Below are 756 nucleotides of genomic sequence, written 5' to 3' on the forward strand. Positions count from 1 at the left end.
AAAATAATATAGAGTAATGCTAATATAATATTATATGAATTATTTTGGAGGTAATAAAATTATGGATTTAATGAATACAAATAAAGACAAATATTTAAGAATTAGAGTAACTGAAAAAGAAAGAAAAGAAGTACAAGACATTGCAAAAAATAGAGGGTTTAAAAATACAAGTGAGTATCTTCGCTATTGTATAATGAGAGAAACTAAAGAGAGTGTATTGAATGCCGAAACCCTTCAACATATTGATAAATAGATTGGAGTGTATACAAATGACGATAGGTGAATTAAAAGAATATTTAGAAAGTATTCCAGGAATAGAATTATTAAGTGATAAAGATTTTGAAATTATAAAAAATAATATATTGGATGATATGAAAGACAATGATCCAGAATAAAAAAGAGGGTATTACCCCTCTTTTTTTTAGCACCAAACATAAATGCCAGTATCATGTTCTTTATAATAAGATTTTAAATCACAATCACACATTTTATCTGCGATTGCAGTAGTTCTGTCTCTAAATCCTGGCGTTGAATCATGCTCATAGAATTCTAATATTTTCTGACCACATAAAGGACAATCAATTAATGTATATGTTTTTTCTATATACTCATCTTCTGAATCTTCATATGTTTTACCATTATATTTTATTTTATTTTTAGATGATGTTCCGCCTCTTAAATTACTCATATAAGCTTTTTTCATTTGCCCCATAAGTTAATACCTCCCATTGCTTGTTTTAGTAGATTATACCATAT

3 protein-coding genes are annotated in these 756 nt (G+C 26.6%); 2 read left to right on the top strand and 1 reads right to left on the bottom strand.

Annotation, left to right across the window (positions count from 1 at the left end; all coding sequences use genetic code 11):
- Positions 1-61: 61 nt before the first annotated feature.
- Together GBZ86_RS16435 and GBZ86_RS18510 are read left to right on the top strand one after the other, a co-directional pair.
- On the top strand, positions 62-253 hold the full coding sequence (locus GBZ86_RS16435; RefSeq protein WP_152892467.1) for a plasmid mobilization protein: 192 nt from the start codon (positions 62-64) through the stop codon (positions 251-253).
- 16 nt (positions 254-269) lie between these two features.
- Positions 270-395 (top strand): hypothetical protein, encoded by a 126-nt coding sequence (locus GBZ86_RS18510; RefSeq protein WP_268817450.1) that lies wholly within the window; start codon positions 270-272, stop codon positions 393-395.
- 26 nt (positions 396-421) lie between these two features.
- On the opposite strand, the gene GBZ86_RS16440 is transcribed toward GBZ86_RS18510, so the two are convergent.
- Complete coding sequence (locus GBZ86_RS16440; RefSeq protein ID WP_152892469.1) at positions 422-712, bottom strand: hypothetical protein; 291 nt, start codon at positions 710-712, stop codon at positions 422-424.
- Between the last annotated feature and the right edge of the window lie 44 nt (positions 713-756).

The sequence above is a fragment of the Clostridium tarantellae genome, from assembly GCF_009295725.1.
GTDB lineage: Bacteria > Bacillota > Clostridia > Clostridiales > Clostridiaceae > Sarcina > Sarcina tarantellae.

Bases quoted from the DNA above. Each gene is read 5' to 3' on its own strand.
- GBZ86_RS18510 (WP_268817450.1), top strand. From the start codon at position 270: ATGACGATAGGTGAATTAAAAGAATATTTAGAAAGTATTCCAGGAATA.
- GBZ86_RS16435 (WP_152892467.1), top strand. From the start codon at position 62: ATGGATTTAATGAATACAAATAAAGACAAATATTTAAGAATTAGAGTA.
- GBZ86_RS16440 (WP_152892469.1), bottom strand. From the start codon at position 712: ATGGGGCAAATGAAAAAAGCTTATATGAGTAATTTAAGAGGCGGAACA.